Source organism: Rhodovulum sp. (assembly GCF_011048875.1).
Lineage (GTDB): Bacteria > Pseudomonadota > Alphaproteobacteria > Rhodobacterales > Rhodobacteraceae > Rhodovulum > Rhodovulum tesquicola.
Genome location: NZ_DSDD01000284.1, coordinates 1 through 5,647 on the forward strand (window position 1 = coordinate 1; position 5,647 = coordinate 5,647).

At 65.5% G+C, this 5,647-nt stretch carries 7 protein-coding genes; all 7 read right to left on the reverse strand.

The window, feature by feature from the left end; all coding sequences use genetic code 11:
* Positions 1-1,094 (reverse strand): SufB/SufD family protein (locus ENN83_RS09945; RefSeq protein WP_287186494.1); only part of this gene is annotated, 1,094 nt, incomplete at its 3' end.
* Positions 1,094-1,849: a Fe-S cluster assembly ATPase SufC gene (sufC, locus tag ENN83_RS09950; protein WP_287186498.1), complete on the reverse strand. Its 756-nt coding sequence runs from the start codon at positions 1,847-1,849 to the stop codon at positions 1,094-1,096. The genes ENN83_RS09945 and sufC, both read right to left, overlap by 1 nt.
* Positions 1,850-1,859: 10 nt before the next feature.
* A complete protein-coding gene (locus ENN83_RS09955) occupies positions 1,860-2,171 on the reverse strand; it encodes a heavy metal-binding domain-containing protein (RefSeq protein ID WP_287186510.1) in 312 nt (103 codons plus the stop codon).
* 10 nt (positions 2,172-2,181) lie between these two features.
* Positions 2,182-2,376, reverse strand: a complete 195-nt coding sequence (locus tag ENN83_RS09960) for a hypothetical protein (protein ID WP_287186501.1) — start codon at positions 2,374-2,376, stop codon at positions 2,182-2,184.
* Between the two features lie 74 nt (positions 2,377-2,450).
* Positions 2,451-3,992: a Fe-S cluster assembly protein SufB gene (gene sufB / locus ENN83_RS09965; RefSeq protein WP_287186504.1), complete on the reverse strand. Its 1,542-nt coding sequence runs from the start codon at positions 3,990-3,992 to the stop codon at positions 2,451-2,453.
* A 54-nt stretch (positions 3,993-4,046) separates the two neighbouring features.
* Positions 4,047-5,093 carry a cysteine desulfurase family protein gene (locus ENN83_RS09970; RefSeq protein ID WP_287186507.1) on the reverse strand — a complete coding sequence of 349 codons (1,047 nt, stop codon included), beginning with the start codon at positions 5,091-5,093 and terminating at the stop codon, positions 4,047-4,049.
* Between the two features lie 67 nt (positions 5,094-5,160).
* Entirely contained in the window at positions 5,161-5,622 is a 462-nt protein-coding gene (locus tag ENN83_RS09975) for an Rrf2 family transcriptional regulator (protein WP_287186512.1), read from the reverse strand.
* Between the last annotated feature and the right edge of the window lie 25 nt (positions 5,623-5,647).

Here is a 5,647-nt window from a genome sequence, read left to right on the forward strand (position 1 = left end):
GAACAGGCGACGTCGTCGGCATGGATTTCCAGTTCCGGCTTGACCAGGAACTGGCTGTCCCCGTCCAGCAGCAGCGATTGCGAGAGCTGGTAGCCGTCGGTCTTCTGCGCGCCGGGCTGCACAAGGATCTTGCCTTGGAAGACACCGGTGGCGCCGTTCTTCAGCACCTTCTTGAAGACCTGGCGGCTTTCGCAGCGCTCGGCGTCATGGGTGACGAAGACCGTGTCGTCATGGTGAAAATCCGCGCCGTCGCCCACGCAGGCGCCCGCTACATGGGCCACGCCGTCATCGCCCGCCAGTTCGATCATGCATTCATTGCGCGTCAGCGCCCCATTCGCGGTCATGGTGAAGGACTTGAACGTCGCTTCGCGCCCCAGCCGGGTGAAGATATGGGTTGCCGCGCGCCGGCCATGATCGCGCCCCTGCAGCCGGACATGGTGGAAGGCGCCGCCATCGGCGATCTCGACCTCCATCACCTTGTTGAACCGCGCCGCGGCCGGGCCGTTCTCCAGAACGGTCAGATCGGCGCCCGGCTCGATCTTGATGACATGGTGAAGAATCGCGTCAGAGGTATCCGACTCGTGCCGATAGATCAGGTTCACCGGCTTCTCGGCGCGGCCCGTCGCACGGATCAGAAAGCCATCGGTGGCAAAGGCGGTGTTCAGCGCGGCCAGCGGCCGGTCCACCGGCTCCTGTCCGCGCGCCTCCAGCGTGCCGTAAAGATCGGCGGCCCAGTGAATATCCTGACCCTGCGCCTCGGCCAGACGGGTGATCTCGACCCCCGCCAGCGCCGGATCATCCGAGGCCGCCGCATCGAAAACCCCGTCGACGAAGACCAGCCTCACTCGATCCATGCCGTCGAAGACCGGGACCTTCTGGCGCGCGTGATGCGTCGCGGGCACCGGCTCGGCGGACACGAAATCCGCCGGATCGGTGAAGCGCCAGTATTCGTCGCGCCGCCCCGGCATGCCCATCGCCTGCACCCGCGCCAGCGCCCCCTCGCGCGCGAGCCGCGTCCAACCCGGCGCGGAAGGCAGGCTCAGCCCGGCCAGCCGCACTTCGGTCGCGGTCAGTTTCGCCTGCGGCAAAGCCATCACGCCGCCTCCCCGATCAGGTCGGCATAGCCGTTCTTCTCGACCTCAAGCGCCAGTTCCGGCCCGCCCGTCTTGATGATCCGGCCATCCACCATGATATGGACCACGTCCGGCACGATATGATCCAGCAGACGCTGGTAATGCGTGATGACGAGGAAGCCGCGATCGGGGCTGCGCATCGCGTTCACGCCATCGGCCACCAGCTTCATCGCGTCCACGTCCAGCCCCGAATCGGTCTCGTCGAGGATGCAGACGCGCGGCTCCAGCATCGCCATCTGCAGGATCTCGTTGCGCTTCTTCTCGCCGCCCGAAAAGCCCATGTTCACGGGCCGTTTCAGCATCTCGGCGTCGATGTTCAGGTCCTTGGCGCGGGCGCGCACCACCTTCAGGAAGGTCGCGGCGTCCATCTCCTCCTCGCCGCGGGCCTTGCGCTGGGCATTCACCGCCGTGCGCAGGAAGGTCATGTTGCCGACGCCGGGGATCTCGACCGGATACTGGAAGGCCAGGAACAGCCCGGCCGCCGCGCGTTCCTCGGGCTCCATCGCCAGGATGTCCTGGCCCAGAAGCGTCGCGCTGCCCTCGGTCACCTCATAGCCGCTCCGACCCGCCAGCACATAGCTGAGCGTCGACTTGCCCGACCCGTTCGGCCCCATGATCGCGTGCACCTTGCCCGCCTCTACGGTCAGTGTCAGGCCCTTGAGGATTTCCTTGTCCTCTTCCTCAAGAGAGGCCCGCAGATTCTTGATTTCCAGCATGTTTCTTCCCCTAGGCAATGGTAACGGCGGTGCCCGCGGCGGACACCATCAGCATGTTGTTGATAACCTCGTAATCGAGATCGACGCCGACCACGGCATTCGCGCCCATCGCCCGCGCCCGACCCTGCAGCTCGCGCAGCGCCGTCTCGCGCGCCTCGCCCAGCGGTTGCTCATAGGCGCCCGACCGGCCGCCGATGATGTCGGTGATCCCGGCAAAGATGTCCCGGAACACGTTGGCGCCCAGGATCGCCTCGCCCACGGCGATGCCGTGATAGGCGGTGATGGTCTTGCCCTCGACCGAAGGGGTGGTGGTCACGATCATCGTGTCTTCCTCAGTCATCAGCACCCCGGCGCCAGCGCCAGTTACCGCTCGTCTTGCGCCGGACGATCACGACAAACCCGAGCGTCAGACCGGCGGTCAGCAGCAAATACAGCGCCACCGGCCAGAACAGCGCCACACCCGACCGCCCCAAGGAGCCGAAAACCGCAATCGCCACAAGCCCCAGCAGCAGCGAAAAGACAGCCACCGCCGCCCATCCCTTCCAGTTTGCCGGGAAGGCCCCATAGCCATGCGTCTTTGGCACAAACCACGGCGAGCCCATCAGCCGACGCTTCCCTCCAACGAGATTGCCACCAGTTGCTGCGCCTCCATCGCGAATTCCATCGGCAGGGCCTGCAACACCTCCTTGCAGAAGCCGTTGACGACCAGTGCGACGGCCTCTTCCTCGTCCATCCCGCGGCTACGGCAATAGAACAGCTGGTCGTCATCCACCTTGGATGTCGTCGCCTCATGTTCGACCCGGGACGAGTTGTTGCGCACCTCGATATAGGGCACGGTATGCGCCCCGCAGGTGCTGCCGATCAGCAGACTGTCGCACTGGGTATAGTTGCGGCTGTTCCTGGCCTTGGGGTGCATCGAGACGAGCCCGCGATAGGTGTTCTGCGCGTGGCCCGCGGAAATCCCCTTGGACACGATCCGGGACCGCGTGTTCTTGCCCAGATGCACCATCTTGGTGCCGGTATCGGCCTGCTGCCAGTTGTTGGTGATGGCGATCGAGTAGAACTCGCCCTGGCTGTCATCGCCGCGCAGGATGCAGGAGGGGTATTTCCACGTCACCGCCGAGCCGGTTTCCACCTGCGTCCACATCACCTTGGACCGCGCGCCCCGGCAATCGGCGCGCTTGGTGACGAAGTTGTAGATGCCGCCCTTGCCGTTCTCGTCGCCCGGATACCAGTTCTGGACAGTGGAATATTTCACCTCGGCATCGTCCAGCACCACGATCTCGACCACCGCCGCGTGCAGTTGCGCGATGTCACGCTGGGGTGCGGTGCAGCCCTCCAGATAGGACACATAGGCGCCCTTGTCGGCGATGATCAGCGTGCGCTCGAACTGGCCGGTATTCTCGGCGTTGATCCGGAAATAGGTGCTGAGTTCCATCGGACAGCGCACACCCGGCGGCACATAGACGAAGGAGCCATCCGAGAACACGGCCGAGTTCAGCGTGGCATAGAAATTGTCCGATTGCGGCACGACGCTCCCGAGGTATTTCTTCACCAGATCCGGGTGGTTCCGGATCGCCTCGGAGATCGAACAGAAGATGACGCCCGCCTTCTCCAGTTCCTTCTGGAATGTGGTGCCCACGCTGACCGAATCGAACACCGCATCGACCGCGACCTTGCGGCCTTCGGCGGGCGCGTCCTCGGCGCCCTCGACACCGGCCAGGATCATCTGCTCCTTCAGCGGGATGCCCAGCTTCTTGTAGGTCTCCAGCAGCTTGGGATCGACCTCGTCCAGCGACTTGGGCTTTTCCGCCATGCTCTTGGGCCGGGCGTAGTAATACTGTGTCTGGAAGTCGATCTCGGGATAGTCGACCATCGCCCAGTCGGGTTCCTCCAGTTGCTGCCAGCGCCGGAACGCGGCCAGCCGCCAATCGGTCATCCATTCGGGCTCTTCCTTCTTGGCCGAGATCAGCCGCACGATGTCCTCGTTGAGGCCCATCGGGGCGTATTCCATCTCGATCTCGGTTTCCCAACCATGCTTGTACTTGCCCGCCATCGACTGGACTGTCTCGATGGTCTCGCGGTCGACCCCCTCGCGGATATCGGCCGTCCCCTTGTGATCGGAATTGTCCAAAGCAGCCATCTGATCCTTCCGCCTTTTCCTGCCGGACCCGTGCGGGTCCCGCTCGTCCCTGTTTCAGCCCGCCCGGGCCCTGAATTTCGCCGCCGCCGCAAGCCAGGCCTCGGCAAAGCGCGTCACATCCTCTTCCCGCACCCCCGGCCCCAGCGAGACCCGCACCGCCGAGGCCGCGACCGCCTCGCCCAGACCCATCGCCCGCAGCACGCGACTGGCGCGCAGCTTGCCCGAGGAACAGGCCGACCCCGCCGAAATCGCGAACCCGGCAAGGTCCATCCGCATCACCTGCGTCTCGCCCTTCCACCCCGGAGTGGCAAGGCAGGACGTGTTCGGCAGCCTTGCCGCAGCTTTTCCGACAAAAATAGTCCCATTTGTGCCGGACGCAACGATCTTTTCTAGAATATTTCTAAGATGTTCGATTTCTGCCCATTTTCCAGCAGAAATATCCGCCTGCGCCGCTTCCGCAGCCGCGCCGAAGCCGGCGATGCCCACCACATTCTCGGTTCCCGCGCGCCGTCCCTTCTCCTGCCCGCCCCCGCGGAGTCGCGCCTCCAGCTCGATTCCACGCCTCAGGATCAGCGCGCCGACCCCCTTGGGCCCCCCGATCTTGTGGGCCGAAACCAGCGCCATGTCGCAGCCCAGGCAGTTGAAGGCGACCGGCAGCTTGCCGAAGGCTTGCGTCATGTCGCAGACCGCGATGCCCGGCGGCAGGTCCTGGATCACGCCGGTCTCGGAATTTGCCAGTTGCAGCGCCATGCGCGCGGGATCGGCCACGCTCACCTGTCCGTTGCGGTCCACCGGCAGGCAGGGATCGACCCAGGAAGCGACCGAATCATGCTCGATATCGCCCGCAACAAGCCCCCGCCCGGCACAGGCCAGCGCGGCGGCCTCGCTCGCGCCCGAGGTAAAGACGGTCTCCGCCCCCTCCGCCCCCAGGGCCGAAGCGACCTGCGCACGCGCCTTCTCGACCAGCGCCCGCGCCGCGCGCCCCTCGGCATGCACGCTCGACGGGTTGCCCACCACATCCATCGCCGCGATCATCGCAGCGCGCGCCTCCGGCCGCAAAGGCGCCGTCGCATTCCAGTCCGGATAGACGCGCCCGCCCATGCCCTGTCCTTCTTCTGGCCCAAAATATCCCGGGGGAGTCCGCGCCAGCGGACGGGGGCAGCGCCCCCTACTCGTCGTCCACCACCTCGAACAGCGCCGGCACCGCCGGACAAGGGGCAAGGTCGTTCGCCGTGATGTCCGACAGCCGCGTCTGGTGCAGGAACACATAGACATGGGCCGAAAGACCCTCCCACAGCCGGTTGGTCAACGATTGCGCACGGCTACCCGACAGCCCGCCCGAGGCGCCCGCGCCCTTGTGCATCGCGCTTACCGTCTCGTCGACCGCCGAAAGCACGTCGACCACGCGGATCTCGGCGGCCGGTCGCGCCAGCCGGTAACCGCCGCCCGGACCACGCACCGACTCCACCAGTCCCGCGCGGCGCAGCTTGACGAAAAGCTGCTCGAGATAGGGCAGCGAGATGTCCTGCCGTTTCGAGATCTCGGCCAGCGACACCAGCCCGCCCTCGGGGATCAGGGCCAGATCGACCAGCGCCACCATCGCGTAGCGCCCCTTGGTGCTCAGTTTCATCGCCACCCTCCCGCAGACGGTTGAC

Coding starts and splice junctions, on each gene's coding strand:
- ENN83_RS09975 (WP_287186512.1), bottom strand. CDS start 5,622: ATGAAACTGAGCACCAAGGGGCGCTACGCGATGGTGGCGCTGGTCGAT.
- sufB (WP_287186504.1), bottom strand. CDS start 3,992: ATGGCTGCTTTGGACAATTCCGATCACAAGGGGACGGCCGATATCCGC.
- sufC (WP_287186498.1), bottom strand. CDS start 1,849: ATGCTGGAAATCAAGAATCTGCGGGCCTCTCTTGAGGAAGAGGACAAG.
- ENN83_RS09970 (WP_287186507.1), bottom strand. CDS start 5,093: ATGGGCGGGCGCGTCTATCCGGACTGGAATGCGACGGCGCCTTTGCGG.
- ENN83_RS09955 (WP_287186510.1), bottom strand. CDS start 2,171: ATGATCGTGACCACCACCCCTTCGGTCGAGGGCAAGACCATCACCGCC.